Here is a 15010-nt window from a genome sequence, read left to right on the forward strand (position 1 = left end):
GTCCGCCGCGTGTCGCCGTTTCCGGCTCCCCGCTTCGCTGCAATCGGTATAGCATCGCCCGCGTTACATAAACACTGACACCCTGAGGAGGGTTTTATGAGCAATGGCAACGGAGTAACGGCGACGCTGACGCAGGTCGCCGAGAACGTGAAAGAAACCGCCACCAACGTGGGCGAGACCATCGCCGCCACCGCCAGCGAGGCCGTCGCCAGCGTCAAGCAGACCGCCGAGAACGTGCAGAAGCGCGTGCAGGACCAGGTCGCCAAGACCCGCAAGGCGGTGAAGCAGGCCGAGAAGGCCGTGGCCAAGCGCGCCGAGAAGGCCGGCAAGGCGGTCAAGAAGACCGTCGCCAGCGCGCGCAAGAAGCTGGAAGCGGCCAAGGCCAGCGCCCAGGCCGAAGCGGCCGCGCTGACCAAGGGCGGCAAGAAGACCGCCAAGAAGGCGGCTGCGAAGAAGGCGCCGGCGAAGAAGGCCGCTGCCAAGAAGGCCGTCGCGAAAAAAGCCGTCGCCAAGAAGGCTCCGGCCAAGAAAGTGACCGCCAAGAAGGCCGCGCCGAAGAAGGCGGTCAAGAAGGTCGCCGCCAAGAAGGCCGTGACCAAGAAGTCGGTGGTCGCCAAGAAGAGCGCGGTGAAGAAGAGTGTGGGCGCGCGCAAGGCCGTCGCCAAGAAGGCCGTGGGCAAGGCCGCCAAGGCGGTCAAGAAGAGCACCGCCAAGGTCGCCAAGAAGAGCGCCGCGGTGAAGAAGACCGCCGTGCGCAAGGCCGCCGGCAAGAAGGCCGCGGCCACCCGAGCCAAGAAGTAAGCCGTCCCGTCGCACCCTCTCTCCCGCACGCGGGAGAGAGGCCGGGCCCACGCCCGTCCCGATCCGCATTCCAGGAACGCACGCCTCATGGCCATCAAGATCGACCAGAAAATCAAGGGCTACGCCGTTGTCACTCCCGAGGACAAGGCGCGCGACGCCGCCGCCGCGGTGCCCGCCTCGTCGATCGACCGTGCCACCGCCGAGGCCGAAGCGCCTGCGGACAACATCATCCACATGCACGAGCGCATCGAGCGCCCGGACGTGCTGATCGGCAGCACCTACAAGATCAAATCGCCGTTGGTGGAGCACGCCATGTACGTGACCCTCAACGACATCGTGCTCAACGCCGGCACCGAGCACGAATTGCGCCGCCCGTTCGAAATCTTCGTCAACTCCAAGTCCATGGAGCATTTCCAGTGGATCGTGGCGCTGACCCGCATCATGTCCGCCGTGTTCCGCAAGGGCGGCGACGTCACCTTCCTGGTCGACGAGATGAAGGCCGTGTTCGACCCCAAGGGCGGCTACTTCAAGGCTGGCGGCGTGTACATGCCGTCGCTGGTCGCCGAACTGGGCAGCATCGTCGAAGAGCACATGAAGTCGATCGGCCTGCTGCACGACCCGGAGATGAGCGACCACCAGCGCGCGCTGATCGCCGAGAAGCGCAAGCAGTACGAAGAACGCTCAAAAAAAAACAGTGAAGTGAAGCCGGCGGTTCCTTCTCCTGCGGGAGAAGGTGCCCGAAGGGCGGATGAGGGTACGGCCGCCGCGAATTCCACCGCCGACCACGAAGAGGACATCGCCGTCACCGGCGACGGCGCGAGCTTCCCGCCGTCGGCCACGATGTGCCACAAGTGCAATACCAAGGCACTGGTGATCATGGACGGGTGCGCTACTTGTTTGAATTGTGGTTATTCGAAGTGCGGGTGACTAAAGTGACGCGCTGACCTGCGGCCGCAGATTTCGCACCTTCAACGTCGTGGATGATTTCAACCGCGAGGTGCTGCACATCGAGGTGGATACCTCGATCAACTCGCAACACCTGGTGCGTGTGTTCGAGCAGATCAAACGCGACCATGGCCTGCCGCAGGTGGTGCGCTCGGACAACGGCCCGAATTTCTGGGCGAGGCGTTCACCGGCCGGCTCAAGGCCAATGGCGTCGCATTGCAGTACATCCAACCGGGAAAGCCGAACCAGAACGCCTTCATCAAGCGCTTCAATCGTACCTTCCGCGAGGAAGTGCTCGACCGGCACCTGTTCGCCCGTCTCGACGACGTTCGCGAAGCCGCCCACTGGTGGATGATCGATTACAACGAAGAGCGATCCCACGACTCGCTCGGTGGAATGACCCCGGTCCAGTACCGCAACCAACACGCCGAAAGTTCTACTTTTAAAGTGCTTGCTTGACGGGGAAGCTTACGCCCACATGTTCGGGCTGCACGTAGTTCAGCGTCGTGCCCGTCAGCACACTCACCGGCAGATTATCGAGCCAGATTGCTTGCTGGAGCGCCTTGCCGGGTGTCGTAGTTGCCCATCCAGTGGCGGCTTCGTCGTAGACGATGTAGGTATTGATGGTGTCGAGGAAGCGCCGCACCTGCTAGCACCGCTCGTTCCTGTTTCGATGTCTGAAAACCCCGCGCCTTGTTATGACCCTAAGTCAATAGCAATGACTCGTTCCAATTCCGCAATGGCGGGCTTCACACTGGGGTGCCGCTGCACCCAAACGTCCCCCAGATGCTGCCTAACATTTTTTCCACCCAACATCTCCCTTAATTTCTCAGCGCTTTTGCATTGAAGAATGTCATGCGCAGCATTCATGACATCTTCCGAAAAATCAGCATTTTTCTCACCAAGCTCATCGCCCCATTCCTTTTGAATAGCGGAAATGAGCTTTCCGGCAGCCCGCTGAAATTCTGTCTTCTTAGCAACCACTTTCACTCCTTCCAGATTGGAATCTAAGTACACGCGACTATACGACACTTCTGGTCATATTCGTTCTCGATCTCTCTCAACTCCCTTAGCCTTCTATTCAGTAACTTCTCATGCCCTCGGATAGTCTCCTTCAACTTTTCTCCTGGCCCTATACGCCAGGGGAGAGGATTGGGATTCTTACCAAGATCTGGATATCTCTTTTCGTAGATCTCTTTCTTTGTGTTTTCAATTCTTCTCGCAAGGCTTTGGCAGTATTCACCCAAGGGATCATTAGGGGAAGTGCCCGGAAACGGGATGGCCGGATCAAGAGGAGCGGTTATTGGCCGAGGCGTCAAAGCAGGTTTCGGCGAAGATATTGACCACCACGGTGGAACGACGATAGTTAACCCATACGGATCACTATTGGAAAACGGGTTGGATTCCGAATAGGCATATGTGTTGAGTCCGCCTCCCAAGCCGACTGGATCACTCTCCCCATACCGCCCAGTGGCAGCGTCGTAGTCCCGGAAATAGTTCTGGTTGAGTCCCGTGGCGCTGTCATAACGCTGACCCGGGAACCGCAGATTGAACACGAACGCTGCACCGTCGTTGTCCGGATCCTGATTCGGCGGCGTATTACCGAACGCCTCGCCCTTGATGTCCCAGGTCCAGATGGCAACGTCGCGCGCCGGGTCGATGACCACCCGTGGCGCTCCCAGATGGTCGGGCTGCACGTAGTTCAGCGCGGTCCCCGCCAGCACGCCCACCGGCAGGCCATCGAGCCAGATCGCCTGCTGGAGGGCCTTGCCGTTGGTGTCGTAGTCGCCCACCCAATGGCCTGCTTCGTCGTAGACGGTGTAGGTGTTGGTGGTGCCGAGGAAGCGCCGCACCTGCTCACCCCGCTCGTTGTAGCGATACTCCATCGCCAACGTGCTGCTGCGCGTGGCTTGGCTGAGGCGCCCCGTCGCGTCGTAGGCGAACGTGCGGGCCGTGCCATCGATGGCCGTGGTGTTGCCCGCGGCATCGTAGCTGCGCGCTGCGCCGGCCACGCTCGCCAGGCGGTGGCTGTCGGTTGGATAGGTGTAGGTCTGGATGGCGCCGTTGACCTGGGCGCTGAGGCGATTGCCGGTGGCGTCGTAGCTGTAGCCGTCGATGACCGTGCCGGTCGGCCCGTCCTTGAAGGCGGTCATCCGGCCCAGGTTGTCGTAGCCCAACTTCACCACGGGTGCGGTATTGCCCGGCGCGGTCAGCGCAGTGAGGTTGCCCGCCGGGTCGAAGCCAAAGCCGATATTCAGGCCATCCTTGCGGCCGTCCTGGATCGCCAGCGGGCGGTAGTTCTTGTCCAGCACGCGCTGCAACGGACGGCCGTTGCCATAAGTCCAGCCAGCGCTGGGGCCGAACGGGTAGTAAGTCGCGCCGCTCAGCAGTTTTTGACGCACGCCGCCGGCGGGCGTGACGCCCACTTCCGTCGCCTGCCCCAGCGCGTTGCGCACGTAGTCCACCACGGCGCCATCTGGATAGGTCACCTGGCTGAGGCGATCGCCCTTGGTGTAGGCATAGCGCAGCGCGAACGCCTTGCCGTTGGTGGTCTGCACCTTGCGCACGACGCGTCCGAACCGGTCGTAGCAATACTGGGTCGTGCCACTGCCGTCCTGCAACCTGCTCAAGCGGCCCAGCGCGAAGGTTTCCCCGGCCGCGCACACGTTCTGGCTGGCATCGTAGGTGTAGGTAGCGATCAGCGCCTTGTCGGCATAGGTGGTCTTGGTCAGGCGCCCCAGCGCGTCGTAGAGGTAGCTGGTCTTGGTGCCGCGCGCATCAATCTGCGTGACCATGTCGCCGGCACTGTTGTAGGTGTAGCTGGTCACTCCGGTGTCGGGGCTGATCAGCGTCAGCAGGTCGCCCAGGCCGTTGTATTGGTAGACCGTCGCCAGGCCCTTGGGATCGGTGACCTTGGCAATGCGGTCCGACGCGTCGTAGTCGAACTGGGTCTTGGCCGAAATGCCGCCCACGTCCTGCGTCGTCTGCTTGACCCGGTTGAGCGGATCGTAGTCGGCCTGGGTCTTGTGCTTGAGCGCGTCGGTGACCAGCTGCACGTTGCCGTTGTCGTCGTAGCTGAAGTCGGTCGGATCGGCTTCGGCCGTGGCCTGCGTCGCCAACTGGCCAATTCGGTTGTAGAGACGCGATAGCGTGTGCTTGAGCGTGCCCGACGCGTCCTTGATGTCTTCCTTGGCCCGGTTGCCGGACGGATCCAGCGTGTAATGGATGGTGTTGCCGGCGCCATCGGTCACGTCGGTCAAGCGATGCGCAGCGTCGTAACCATAGGTGACGAACGTGCCGTCGGGGTCGGTCACCTTTTTGATGTTCCCCACCTCATCGTAGGCCACGACCGTGGTCTGGTCTTGGTCGGACGGTATGCCATCAGCGTTCGCGCGCAACGTGCTTGAGGCGGTCCAGCCGCGTGGCGTGTAGGTGAGGTCGCGAATCAGGCCATTGGCGTCCTGGGTGCGCGTCGGGCGCCCATTGCGGTCGTAGGTCACATAGGTGGTAGCCCGGCCCAGCGCATCGATGACCTGAGACAGATCCCCCGCACGGTGGCAGGCGCCGCCGACAGTGGCACAGCCGGATTCGTCGGCGGTCATGTAGTAGCGGTAGGTGATGGTGTCGGCCACGTCCGTGCGCGGGCCGTCCTGACTCAGCACCAGGCCGACCTGCGGGCACTGTGTGCCGTCCACGCTATCGCAGTAGCTGGTCAGCCACTGGCGCACGCCGGTCGGCGCGTTGGCAGTGCTACCGCAGTTGTAGCTCATGGCGGCGGATACGGCTGGATCTACCTCGCAACGTGCTGTCTGCTGGCCGCGAGCGTTGTAGGCCCACACAGTCTTGGCGGTCGTGGCGCCGGACGCATCGAGCACCGTGCGCGTCAGCGGCACGCGCAGGCTGGTGTTCCAGGTCGTATTTGTCGTGCGTTGCTGCGCAGTCCCCGAAGCATCGATCTGCTGGGTCAACAGGCCACCGGCGGCATGGGTCGTCTTGGTGACCACGCCTTTGAAGTCCGTCCTCGACGCCGGATACCCGTTGTCGTCGTAGGTCAGCGCCTTCCAGGGCTGATTGCATTGTTCACCGCACGGCACACTGGCACCGGTCGGCTTGAGCGAGCCGTAGCCGGTGTCGGTGTAGGTCAGAAAGGTTCTGAATCCCAGCGGCGACGTGACTGCGGCCGGGGTGGCCCAGTTGGAGGTGGAAGCCGAATACTCGACCGAGATGGCATCGACGTTGCCAGCGAAGCTCGACGCAATCGCATCGCCACTGCTCGCATAGCGTGTGGTTTCGAAGCGCACGCCCTTCTCGTCGATGACGCCGGTCAACGCCGTCGGCTGACTCTTGTTGGAGGTGAGCGAGGCCTCGTTGTAGACGTATTGGCGCGTCTTGCCGTCCGGATACTGCACGGAGGTCAGGTTGCCGATGCTGTCGTAGCCATAGGTCAGCGTTCCGCCGTCGGGCAAGGTGACAGTGCTTAGGCGGTTGTTGCTGTCGTAGGCGAAACTCAGCGAGCGGCCGCCCGCATCGGTGACCCGCTGCAGGAGGTTCGGCGGCGGTTTGCTGCCGGCGACCGGCGGCAGGTCGCTGTATTGCAAGGTCAACACCGTCTGGCCCATGCGATCGAACACCGAGCGCAGCAGGCCGGCGGTGTCGTAGAGCTCGGTCTGCTGGGTCGCCGCCACCGCCAGGGAGTAGCCCAGCAACACGCCGGCGCTGTCGCGGCGCTCGGTCAAGATATCGGCGATGTCCGGGTCCGGCACCCACGCGCCGTTGCTGGGACGAAACCGTTCCACCACACCGTCAGGCCGTTGGACATCGATAAAGCTGCCGCCATTGGCGACGCCTGACAGCATCAGATCCAGTCGACGTTCGAAGGAGTGGCGCCACTGCTTGCCCAGCGTCACCGCGGTCACGAAGGTCTTGCTGTTGTAGAACCGGCGCAGGGTCAGCCAGGTCGGCGAATCGTAGTCGGTGTCCTGGCGGAACATGTTGCCCGTGGACGTGTTGATGGGGTCGCCTTCGAAGGCAGTTCCCCGATGCACCCCACCCTGCTTCAGCGTCGCATTGCCGCTGCTGCCATGCGGGCCTGTGTTGTCGCCGGCCTGGCCAAGCCCGCCGGTGCACCCGGTGTTGCAACTGCCCGTGTTCTTGACCGGCTGGCCTTCGCCCACAATCTTATCGTTGGCGTAGACATCGCCCCACCAATGCCCGTTGGAATATACACTTGCGGCCGCGAAGCCATCGCTGTAGGACACGGTAAAGACGGGCGGTTTTTCGCAGCCATTGGATTGGCACACCCGCATGGCGCCATCGATGACGAACTGCACCGCCTCGTTCACGGTGGCAAACGATTGCGAACCATTGCTGGAATCCCCGACATACGGCGGCCCATATTGCCGCTTCGGTGTCACCGCAATACTGGGGAAGGCGACCAGTGCGCCGGCGAGCAACAGCAGGAAGGCACCGCCGAAACGGCGGGCGGCACGAACGTGGGGGTTCGGCATAGCTTCGTCCTTGAGCATCGATTGAGTTGTAGTGCCGGTAGCCGCAGCGTGCAACTCCTTGGCGGCGCCATCTTACTGGTCCTTGTTGCAAATTCTGAGACAGGAGTTGGATTTTCGTCTGATGCATTCGTTGCCTGGCGGCCAAGCGTCTAGCGGCCTGCTATCGACCTGGGCGCAATGCCTCGCAGCGATGCGATCATGCCGCCGGAGCAGGCCTATTGCCTTGCCTAAGGAGATCGCCGCCATGGATGCCACCACACCGCCGCTGACGTTCGCGCTGCTGGAGCAGAAGATCGAGGCGATGCCGGAAGGACCGGTGTCCGCATTGTCGGCACCGTGTTGGCTCAGGGCGCTCAACACGGTGGGATGGGCGGGCGCCATGCTTGCCTTGCTGCCTTCGCTGCTGTTGGTCTGGATTGCGCCGCAGCACTGGATGGTGACGCTGTCGCAAGTCGGGCTGGTACTCACCGTCGCCTTTGCGCCTTATTTCCTACGCACGGTCCGGCTGCTTATCTACGAATTCTTCAACGCGCGCCGACAGTGGATCCTGCAGCACGATCATGACATCGGCGAACTGCGCCAGCTAGCTCAATGGCTGCTGGTCTATCCACGCGAAGAGCTGGAGGACCAATTGCGCTACGCGAAAATGGCGCAGGAACGCCTAGTTGCCAAGCTTGGCCTGTTCGTCGGCGGAGTGGATAAGCTGGGGCTGCTGCCTCTTTGCCTGTCGCTGCTCGTCGTCTTGCGTAACTGGCGCGATCTGCTGGCGTTGCCTGCGTGGCTTTCAGTTCTGGCGCTGTTCGCGGCGTTCCTGTGGATGATCAGTTGGCTAGGCGCCCAGTTCCGTTTGCGTCTACATCTATACGAAAGCGTGCTTGCTGCGGCGATAGCCAACGCCAGCTCTGCCAAGGTGGATGTACCGACCGAGACGGCATCGCCCATCTTGTCGCAGGGCCTGGCCACGGGTCGCATCACCGGCCTCGACGCCCTCGAAGCTCTCTACGGCAAACCCGCCGAGCGCGCGGTACGCAAGCAACTCGACCATCTGAACGCCGGCTACCAGGCGTTCGTGCACGCGTCGCCGTTCGTGGTGCTGGCCTCGGCCGGGGCCGAGGGCCTGGACTGTTCGCCGCGCGGCGAGGCGGCGGGCTTCGTGCAGGTGCTGGATGCGCGCACGCTGGCGCTGCCGGATCGGCCGGGCAACAACCGCGTCGATACGCTGCGCAATCTGCTGCAGGATGCGCGGCTGTCGCTGTTGTTCCTGATTCCCGGCATCGGCGAAACCTTGCGGGTGAACGGCCGCGCCGAGATCCGCGTCGATCCGAATCTTTTGGCGCGGTTCGCGGTCGGCGAGCGCTTGCCTCGCAGCGTGATCGTGGTGCACATCGAGGCCGCGTACTTCCACTGCGCCAAGGCGATGGTGCGGTCGCAGCTGTGGGACCCGACGCGGCATCTGCCACGCGACCGCCTGCCCAGCCCTGGCACCATGCACGCGCATCTGGCCGATGGCGCATTCGACGCCGACGCCTACGATCGGGAATTGCCGCAGCGCACCCGCGACTCGCTGTACTAACGCGACCGGATCGGACGTGAGGGCGACGCGTGCGCAGCGCCTCGCCGCGGGGAACTGCATGCCGTCGGTCGATTCGGCTACCGATTTCCCCGGTCATGCCGCCCTGCTACGGTGCGCCACGTGGTGGGAAGGGCGACGACGCCCTTTTCGGAGCGCGCAACGAACAACAGGGGATGGTGGATGCGGGGACGTGGGGAGCCGTCAGGCGGGTGGGGTGAGTTGCTGCTGGTGATTGCGGTGGCGTTCGGGCTGCCGATCTATTGGAGTGCGCTGGCGGTGCTGGCGCCGGTGGTGCCGTCGTTTTCCGACGCGAACCTGTGGGGCATGGTGTTCTACGAGCTGCTGGTGCTGGCGGTGTTGCTGCCGACGCTGCGGTTCCGCGGCTGGACGCCGCAGGCGCTGGGACTGCAGTGGCAGGCGCGCGATCTCGGCGTTGGCCTGGCGCTGCTGGCCGCCTGCCTGGTGGCGACGTATCCGTTGAACCTGTTGAACGACAGCGTGGCGGCCGAGGTGAATCCGTCGATGGACGCGATGGTGGCCGGGCCGCTGTCGGCAGGCGTGGTCGTGCTGGTCTCGCTGCTCAATCCGATCTTCGAAGAGGTGTTCGTCTGCGCTTACGTGATTCGCGTGCTGGAACGGAGGCACAGCCCGGCGTTCGCGGTGAATGTGAGCGTGGCGATCCGCGCGTCGTACCACCTGTACCAGGGGCCGGTCGGCACCATCGGCATCGTGGTGGTGGGGCTGATCCTGGGTTGGTGGGTGGCGCGCACCGGGCGGCTGTGGCCGGCGATCGTGGCGCATGCGGCGCTGGATCTGTTGGGGCTGATGGCCTACGCCTGATCCGCTGGGCGCACCCGCAGGCCGGTGGGTGCTGCGGTGATTGCACGCGTCGGTGACGCGCGAGCGGGGAGGGCGTCCCACCTCGTAAATGGCTGCCGTGTCAGACCGATCTGCGATCGTCGATCCGCCTCGCCAGCTGAATGCGCAGTCCCTCGATCTCCGACACAGTCGCTGCCGTAGACAGCTCACTTTCTGAACAAGCCAGCGCTTTCGCCGTTGTCCGACTGGTCTTACAGTCGGACGACAAGGATGTGTCGCCCGCTGGACAAACGGGGGATGTCCAGGGTTCCGCTGCTGCATCACGGCCGGCGCCACGCGCGGGCAAGCGGCGGGACCGCAACGCTTTCGGGGGAGAAGCGGGATGCTGTTGAGCGAGGGTGCACCAGAACCTCATCCGTTGTTCGAGCTGCTGTCGGGCGAGATCAGCGACCGCGAGTTGCGCCGCTGCCTGCGCGTGGTGCGCCTGCACTTGGGCATGGACGTGGCGTTCCTGTCGCGCTTCCGGGAAACCGATCGCGTGCTGGATCACGTGGACGGGCCGCCCGATGGACCCATCCACGAAGGCCAGATCCTGCCGTTCGCCGATGGCTACTGCATGGGCGTGGTCCGCGGCGAGTTGCCGCAGCTCATTCCGGACACCTCGCTGGTGCCGGCCGCGCGATGCATTCCGGCGACGTGGCAGATCCCGATCGGCTCGCATATGAGCGTGCCGATCCAGGTGAACGGCCGGGTCTACGGCACGCTGTGCTGTTTCAGCTTCCTGCCCAGGCACGACCTGGGCGAGCGCGACATCGGCATGCTGCGCGCCTTCGCCGAGATCTTCGCGTTGCGCCTGCACGAGGTGGAGGCGCACAAGCTGGAACGGCAGGCGATGATCGACGAGATCGATGGTGCGCTGGCGGCGGGCGCGCCACGCATCGTGTTCCAGCCGATGTTCGCGCTGCAGGGACTGCGCCTGCATGGATTCGAGTGCCTGTCGCGCTTCGATGTCACGCCGCAGCGCGGGCCCGCGCAGTGGTTCCATCAGGCCGAGCTAGCCGGCGTCGGCATCCGCCTGGAGTTGCATGTGCTGGCCAAGGCGCTGGCGCATCTGCGGCAGTTCCCGCCGCAATACCGGCTCAGCGTGAACCTGTCGCCGGAACTGATGACCTCCGCGTCCCTGGCGGGCCTGCTCGGCGACGATACCGAGGTGGCGCGCCTGACCCTGGAGATCACCGAGCACGCCATCGTGCGCAACTACCAGGCACTGGCACAGGCGCTGGCGCCGCTGCGCGAACGCGGTGCGCAGGTGGCGGTGGACGATGCAGGTGCCGGCTACGCCAGCATGCGCCACATCCTGCAGTTGCAGCCGGACGTCATCAAGCTCGACATGAGCATCACCCAGTGCATCCATTCCGACCGCAATCGCCGTGCGCTGGCCAAGGGGCTGACCAACTTCGCCCACGAGATCGGCACGCAGGTGGTGGCCGAGGGCGTGGAGACGGCACAGGAGCTGGACGCGTTGCGCGAGTTACAGGTCGACTTCGTCCAGGGATATTTCCTGTCGCGGCCGCTGCACGAGGACGCGGCGCTGGCGCTGGCGTTGAAGGAGGTCGGTTAGCGCCGTTTCGGCGTCGCGCGGGCAGGTGAAGCACGCCTGGCGCGGTGGCGGGCGACGTTGGACTGCAAGCGTTGCATACCGATGGGCACGTCCTGGCGCAGTTGCACCAGGGACGTGCGTTACGCCGCAGGACGCGATGGAGCTGACTCAAGGCTCCCGACGGACTGCACGAGGCGCGACCGTCTGTGCAGGCCGTCGCCGGAGCAGGCGCCAACGCAGTGCCGCGCATCCGCGTGGCGATGCAGCGCGCGTCGATACGTGATCACGGCCAACCGACGGCGTGCTGCAGGTAGCTCAGGTGGCCCGGCTGCAATTCGGTGACGAACACCGAGGTGAGGATGGGGTGCTGGCCCCAGACATGGCCGCACCGCGTATTGACCGGATTGACGCCCGCATCGCGCTGCGTGTACTGCACGGCCGGATTGCGTGGTGCGTTGAGGTTGTTGGCCAGGCCCAGCGCCCAGTGTTCCCATGTGTACCAATGATCGGAGGCCATGACGATGCTGTAGCGGGTGGGATGGGCGCTGATGGTCAGGCCGGCGGCGGCGATGCAGAGCCTGGCGAAGGCGCCGGTGCAGACGACCTGGGCGTCGTCGTCCAGGTCGATCAGCGCGTCCTGGAAATGCCGCTCGATCAGGTCCGCCTGCGCCGTCGCGGCGGGGATATGGAAGGTGGTGTCGACCCAGTCGCGAAAGCCGGGCCGCAGACCGACCAGCGCGCCGCTGGCATTGAGCTCCAGCGCCTGCTCGAAGATCGTCGGCGGCGTATTGGCGGCGTTGCCACCGTCGCCGCTGAACAGTGCCCACCCCCAGCATGGGGCATCCGGATAAGGGTCGACCCAAGTGGGGTCGAGTTCGGTACCTGCGTCGAGAGCGGGGCTGGCAAGGCCTTGCAGTTGTGCATCGGTCAGCACGGGCATGGGTGACTCCTGAGGAAGAGAAGACGACGGCCGTCTGTCGCGCGCGTCGGGCCGTGCGGCGTCGAGCCAGTCGATTGCATAGACGTCGCGGGCATGCGTCTGTGAAGTGCATGCCGCCTGCGCGTCGCGCGGCAGGGACGGGCGGCGTTCACACCTCGCGCCGCGCGACGTCCTAGCACTCGGGAACCGTCCGAGGAGCCGATCGCATGCCGTCCACCGCGGCCACCCTGCTGATGTTGCTGTCCTCGCTCAAGCCGGCGCGTGCGCCGCCGCGGGGCACGGCGTCTCCCAGCCCGACACATGCCACGCCAGGCGCTGCGGCGCCACCCACCAAGGAGAGCAAGATGCCCAGCGAATTCGATTTCCTGGAGAAGCACTACGACCGCACCGAGATTCCCGAAGTCGCCGCACAGGCGGCCAAGGAACGCTTTGGCAACTATCCGGGTGCACGGACCAGCACGGTGATCTACGGTATTCCCTGGCAGGAGCTGGTGGACAGCGTCGTGCAGGCGGTCGACAACTATTCCTACGGCGCGATCTTCGATACGTCCGCGTTCGCGTATCTCAGCGAGTACAAGGGCAGGCCGCAGTGGAACATCGTGCTGACCGGGCTGCAGTACGTCAACGCAACGCTCAAGGTGGTCGGTGCCACGCCCACCTACACGATCGCCAGCTACAACAACGGCACGGTGGTGGTGACGGCCGAGGTCGCCGGCAACAATCCGCCGATGCTGGGCGAGATCGTGCACCTGCAGGCGGCGGTGGGCGGTTACGTGGAGACGCTGCAGTTGAAGAACTGAGTGCCTGCGCGTTCGCGCGGCCTGGGCGTGTCGCGCGGGAGGCCCAGGCCGGGCGCGATCCGGCCGACCGCCCAGGCCATTGCTGCGGCGAGGCGACATCGGCACTGGCTCGCCGCCGCAGCGATGCCGCACACTTGCCGGCTCTGATCGAAGGCAGGAACAGGCAATGGCACGGCGATACGGATGGAGCGCGATGCTGGTGTGGCTGGTGACGTTCGGCGCGGCGGCAGCCGGCCCGACGCCCGGCGAGTACGCCACCAAGGAAGGCTGGGGCAGCATGCGGGTCACCGACAAGGGCGGGGCGCGTCAGTTCGATCTGCTGTCGGTCGGTGCCAACGGCCACACCTGCACGTTGTCGGGCACGCTGCAGGGCGACAAGGCGGAGGTGAACGACGCCGGCGACGTGCCGTGCAAGCTCGCGTTCAAGCCGGTACAAGGCGGCTTCAACGTGGCCGCGCTGACCGAGGAGAGCTGCCGCGACTATTGCGGCATGCGCGCCAGCTTCGAGGGCGACTACCTGCGGCTGCCAGCTGGCTGCACCGCCGCAGCAAGCAGCCGGCGGCGCGAGGGGTATCTGCAGGACTATCGCGGCAAGCGCTATGCCCAGGCGTTGGCCGGCATGCAGGCGTTCGAAGGCGAGTGCGGCGGCTTCCTCAACTGGCTCGATCGCGACCGCTTCGCCAACGACCGCGCCATCACCCTGCTGCGCCTGGGCCGGCCGCAGGAGTGCCTGGCGGCGCTGGATGGCACCATGGCCGGCCGCAGTCACGACGAGGCCTCGTTCCAGGCGGAACTGGAAAAGCAGAGCACCATGCTGCCGCCCAGCGACTGGGACGCGTACCTGCCCATCGCCAAGTCCACCTGGTTCAACCGCAAGCTGTGCGAGGCGGCCAGGCACTGAGCGGGCGCGTGCGGCGGATGCCGGCCAGGCACGCGCCGCCATGTGCGGCCTGCGTGCGGCGCAGTGCGCGGCACAGCCGGCTCGGGGTGCGGCGCGATGGCATTGGCGTCCCTGCGCCCGGCGTGCGGCGAGTGACGCAGCGGGCGCCGCAGGCTGCTGCCCACCGTGCGGCCCGTCGGTGGCCATGGCATCGCCGGTTGCCGTCGCCGCGGGCCACTGCGCATACTTCCGGCGACCGATTGTGCATTGGAATGCCCTGGAGCAAGGATGATCGACCGACTGCGACGCCTGTTGTCCCGCACCTCGCCGAGCGGGCTCGATGCCACGCGCGATGCTGCAGGGTCCGAATCCGCGCCCGACGCGCAACCGGGCCAGGCACTGCAGCAACTGTTGCTGCAGGTGCTGCAGCGCGAGGGGCATGCGGCAAACTTGCACGACGATGCCGTCGTGCTCGGCAACGGTCTGCACCTGCTCACCGAACTGGTGGACCTGGCCGAACTGCGCAGCGGCGTGCGCACGGCCAGCTGCATTCGCGTGCATCACCGCAGCCTGTTCCCCGATGGCATCGTCGAGTTCCAGCACTCCATCGGCGAAGACACCGAAGCGAGTCTGGCCTCGGGCTTCACGACCTGGGCGCGCACCGATCTGGTGGCGCTGTCGGAGGCGGTGACGGCACCGGCCGATGCCCGCTGCATGACGCTGCAGATGGAGTTCCCTGCCACGGCCGAGGCGCAGGCCGCGGTGCGGCGCACGGTAGTGCTGGGGCCGGTGGCGCACATGAACGGCGATGCGGCCCGGGCTGCGGCCGGCGACGACACGGAGCATGCGTTCTGCCCGTGCTGCCTGTTCACCAACAGCCTGGATGCCTTGATGCCGCTGCTGCAGCGCGATCGGCGCATGCTCGGGATCCGGCTGTTCGCCTCGCGCGATGCCGACGGCGAGGTCGCGGCCGACTGCCGGGTCAATGGCGAGGATTTTCCCGAAGGCGTGGCCTGCCTGCGCCGCTACGCCGAGACCTGGCCGGCGCTGGGCGCCATGGAGTTCCGCAAGCAGTACGCCGTGGTGCGCCTGCCGGAGCCGGTGGTGGCGGATACCACGCACTGAGGTGCCATCGCGCGCTGTCC

The 15010-nt window shown here is 65.1% G+C and carries 12 protein-coding genes and 1 pseudogene; 9 read left to right on the top strand and 4 right to left on the bottom strand.

Annotated features, from left to right (window positions below; all coding sequences use genetic code 11):
• Positions 1 to 96: 96 nt before the first annotated feature.
• From GGR71_RS14250 to GGR71_RS14260, 3 genes and pseudogenes are all read left to right on the top strand, one after another.
• Complete coding sequence (locus GGR71_RS14250) at positions 97 to 801, top strand: hypothetical protein (protein WP_160957730.1); 705 nt, start codon at positions 97 to 99, stop codon at positions 799 to 801.
• Between the two features lie 87 nt (positions 802 to 888).
• Complete coding sequence (locus GGR71_RS14255; RefSeq protein ID WP_160957727.1) at positions 889 to 1728, top strand: TSCPD domain-containing protein; 840 nt, start codon at positions 889 to 891, stop codon at positions 1726 to 1728.
• Between the two features lie 4 nt (positions 1729 to 1732).
• A pseudogene (locus tag GGR71_RS14260) lies at positions 1733 to 2205 on the top strand (integrase core domain-containing protein); the annotation flags it as partial.
• Here GGR71_RS14260 and GGR71_RS14265 read toward each other — a convergent pair.
• From GGR71_RS14265 to GGR71_RS14275, 3 genes are read right to left on the bottom strand one after another with little or no spacing between them, the layout of a single operon-like run.
• Entirely contained in the window at positions 2189 to 2392 is a 204-nt protein-coding gene (locus GGR71_RS14265) for a hypothetical protein (RefSeq protein ID WP_160957724.1), read from the bottom strand. The pseudogene GGR71_RS14260 and the gene GGR71_RS14265 overlap by 17 nt on opposite strands.
• Positions 2393 to 2442: 50 nt before the next feature.
• Positions 2443 to 2763, bottom strand: a complete 321-nt coding sequence (locus tag GGR71_RS14270) for a hypothetical protein (RefSeq protein WP_184452064.1) — start codon at positions 2761 to 2763, stop codon at positions 2443 to 2445.
• Positions 2754 to 7271: an RHS repeat-associated core domain-containing protein gene (locus GGR71_RS14275; RefSeq protein WP_237474253.1), complete on the bottom strand. Its 4518-nt coding sequence runs from the start codon at positions 7269 to 7271 to the stop codon at positions 2754 to 2756. The genes GGR71_RS14270 and GGR71_RS14275 overlap by 10 nt, the downstream gene beginning before the upstream one ends.
• A 226-nt stretch (positions 7272 to 7497) precedes the next feature.
• On the opposite strand from GGR71_RS14275, the gene GGR71_RS21115 reads away from it, so the two are divergent.
• The 3 genes from GGR71_RS21115 (at position 7498) to GGR71_RS14290 (ending at position 11266) form a co-directional block, all read left to right on the top strand.
• Positions 7498 to 8826, top strand: coding sequence for a pyridoxamine 5'-phosphate oxidase family protein (locus GGR71_RS21115; RefSeq protein ID WP_237474252.1), 1329 nt, complete (start codon positions 7498 to 7500; stop codon positions 8824 to 8826).
• A 228-nt stretch (positions 8827 to 9054) separates the two neighbouring features.
• Positions 9055 to 9666, top strand: coding sequence for a CPBP family intramembrane glutamic endopeptidase (locus GGR71_RS14285; protein ID WP_343160792.1), 612 nt, complete (start codon positions 9055 to 9057; stop codon positions 9664 to 9666).
• A 397-nt stretch (positions 9667 to 10063) separates the two neighbouring features.
• Positions 10064 to 11266, top strand: a complete 1203-nt coding sequence (locus GGR71_RS14290; RefSeq protein ID WP_237474251.1) for a sensor domain-containing phosphodiesterase — start codon at positions 10064 to 10066, stop codon at positions 11264 to 11266.
• Between the two features lie 262 nt (positions 11267 to 11528).
• On the opposite strand, the gene GGR71_RS14295 is transcribed toward GGR71_RS14290, so the two are convergent.
• Complete coding sequence (locus GGR71_RS14295) at positions 11529 to 12185, bottom strand: hypothetical protein (protein WP_160957713.1); 657 nt, start codon at positions 12183 to 12185, stop codon at positions 11529 to 11531.
• Between the two features lie 206 nt (positions 12186 to 12391).
• Between GGR71_RS14295 and GGR71_RS14300 the strand changes: the two genes are divergently transcribed.
• The 3 genes from GGR71_RS14300 (at position 12392) to GGR71_RS14310 (ending at position 14990) form a co-directional block, all read left to right on the top strand.
• Positions 12392 to 12985: a hypothetical protein gene (locus GGR71_RS14300; RefSeq protein WP_160957710.1), complete on the top strand. Its 594-nt coding sequence runs from the start codon at positions 12392 to 12394 to the stop codon at positions 12983 to 12985.
• A 166-nt stretch (positions 12986 to 13151) separates the two neighbouring features.
• Positions 13152 to 13886 carry a hypothetical protein gene (locus GGR71_RS14305; RefSeq protein WP_184452066.1) on the top strand — a complete coding sequence of 245 codons (735 nt, stop codon included), beginning with the start codon at positions 13152 to 13154 and terminating at the stop codon, positions 13884 to 13886.
• 267 nt (positions 13887 to 14153) lie between these two features.
• Complete coding sequence (locus GGR71_RS14310) at positions 14154 to 14990, top strand: DUF6348 family protein (RefSeq protein ID WP_160957708.1); 837 nt, start codon at positions 14154 to 14156, stop codon at positions 14988 to 14990.
• The last annotated feature ends 20 nt before the right edge of the window (positions 14991 to 15010 follow it).

Source organism: Xanthomonas sp. F1 (assembly GCF_014199855.1).

Coding starts and splice junctions, on each gene's coding strand:
- GGR71_RS14295 (WP_160957713.1), bottom strand. CDS start 12,185: ATGCCCGTGCTGACCGATGCACAACTGCAAGGCCTTGCCAGCCCCGCT.
- GGR71_RS21115 (WP_237474252.1), top strand. CDS start 7,498: ATGGATGCCACCACACCGCCGCTGACGTTCGCGCTGCTGGAGCAGAAG.
- GGR71_RS14275 (WP_237474253.1), bottom strand. CDS start 7,271: ATGCTCAAGGACGAAGCTATGCCGAACCCCCACGTTCGTGCCGCCCGC.
- GGR71_RS14250 (WP_160957730.1), top strand. CDS start 97: ATGAGCAATGGCAACGGAGTAACGGCGACGCTGACGCAGGTCGCCGAG.
- GGR71_RS14300 (WP_160957710.1), top strand. CDS start 12,392: ATGCCGTCCACCGCGGCCACCCTGCTGATGTTGCTGTCCTCGCTCAAG.
- GGR71_RS14305 (WP_184452066.1), top strand. CDS start 13,152: ATGGCACGGCGATACGGATGGAGCGCGATGCTGGTGTGGCTGGTGACG.
- GGR71_RS14310 (WP_160957708.1), top strand. CDS start 14,154: ATGATCGACCGACTGCGACGCCTGTTGTCCCGCACCTCGCCGAGCGGG.
- GGR71_RS14255 (WP_160957727.1), top strand. CDS start 889: ATGGCCATCAAGATCGACCAGAAAATCAAGGGCTACGCCGTTGTCACT.